This window comes from Psychrobacter sp. TB20-MNA-CIBAN-0197 (genome assembly GCF_040309765.1).
Classification (GTDB): Bacteria; Pseudomonadota; Gammaproteobacteria; order Pseudomonadales; family Moraxellaceae; genus Psychrobacter; species Psychrobacter submarinus.
This window is the reverse complement of record NZ_JBEOPC010000066.1, coordinates 1-1536: the sequence shown is the minus strand read 5'-3', so window position 1 is coordinate 1536 and position 1536 is coordinate 1. Positions and strand designations below refer to the sequence as shown.

Genomic DNA, 1536 nt, shown 5'->3' with positions numbered 1-1536 from the left:
CAACAAAGCTGGGCTTAAGCTCACTACCGCCTACCTATTTGATGAGTGCTTGCACCGCTACACCATCGTGGATGCCATTCGTGACAGAAACGTGCTGCCCTTTCAGATTGACTATGTGGGTAAATTCACCAAAAACGACAGTGCTGCCGATGAAAAAGTCACCGCCATTGACACTCAAGAGGTCTATAACGACCCTAAACGCATTGATGATATCGCTCGCTATATCATCGAAAAGCATGACACCAAGACCAAACGCCGCGAGTTTAACGCCATATTTTGCGTCAGCTCCGTTGATATACTCACGCAGTACTACGACGCTTTTGAGCGTATTCAAGCGCAAAAGCAAGCCGATGACCCTACATTCAAGCCACTCACCATTGCTACGATATTTTCTTATGCGGCCAACGAAGCGACCGATGCCAGTTTCGAAGACAATGGGCTCATTGCAGAGTCCAGCTTTGAAACCCCTGCCCAAATTGATGAGAGCAGCCGCGACAAGTTAGATCGCTACATTGGCCAATACAATCATACATTCGCTACAAACTTTGATTCAGGCAAGAACTACTATCCTTACTATCGTGATATCGCCACCAAAGTAAAACAGCGCAAGATCGATATTCTGATCGTCGTGAACATGTTTCTGACAGGATTCGACGCCAAAACCTTAAATACGCTATACGTGGATAAGAACCTAAAGTACCATGGTCTGGTACAAGCCTTCTCACGCACCAACCGTATCTATAACGATAAAAAGCCCTTTGGTAATATCGTCTGCTTTCGTAACCTAAAGCAAAACACCGACGACGCTCTAGCCCTGTTTGCCAACAAGCAAGCGAAAGATATCGCCGTCATTCCTGAAATGCATGAGCTACGAAAGCACTACGATCAAGCCGCTAAGACCCTTTTAGACATCTGCGCTGATTATAAGGCCGTTGATACACTAGAGACTGAAGATGAGCAGTTAGCATTTATCAAAGCCTTTCGTGAAGTGATGCGCTATAACGAGCAGTTAGGTACCTTCGTAGACTACGACCAGGCTGATACAGATCTGAATAAAGAAGACTTCGCCAATTTTGCCAGTAAATATATAGACCTATACCGCAACATTCGCACCCAGAACAAGAATAGCCAGGATAAAACCTCAATACTCGATGACATCAACTTTCAGATTGAAATGCTACATAGCGATCGTATCAATGTCGGCTACATACTAGAGCTACTCAAGCAAGCCAATAAGCAGCAAGACGATGGCAACGAAGAGAAGGCAGCCCAGTACCAAGCCCAGGTGAACGATTTAATCATGAATGAGCCGACCTTCCGCGACAAGCAAGAGCTTATCCAAAAGTTCATCAAGGAGCAGATGCCTAAAATGCCAGATGGTCAGACAGTAGAGGAGGCTTTTGCACACTTTTGGGACGTAGAGAAGGAGGCTGCGTACCAAGAGCTATGTAAAGATAACAATCTGAAAGCCGATGTCATGCAAGAGATCCTCAGAAAGTATAAGACTAGCAAGCGGCTACCTGACCGTAACGAAGT

General features: G+C 45.5%; 1 protein-coding gene. It reads left to right on the top strand.

Going from position 1 to position 1536, the window contains the following annotated elements; all coding sequences use genetic code 11:
- The coding region (locus AAEY83_RS12625) for a type I restriction endonuclease subunit R, EcoR124 family (protein WP_502945159.1) at positions 1-1536 on the top strand (1536 nt) is incomplete at both ends.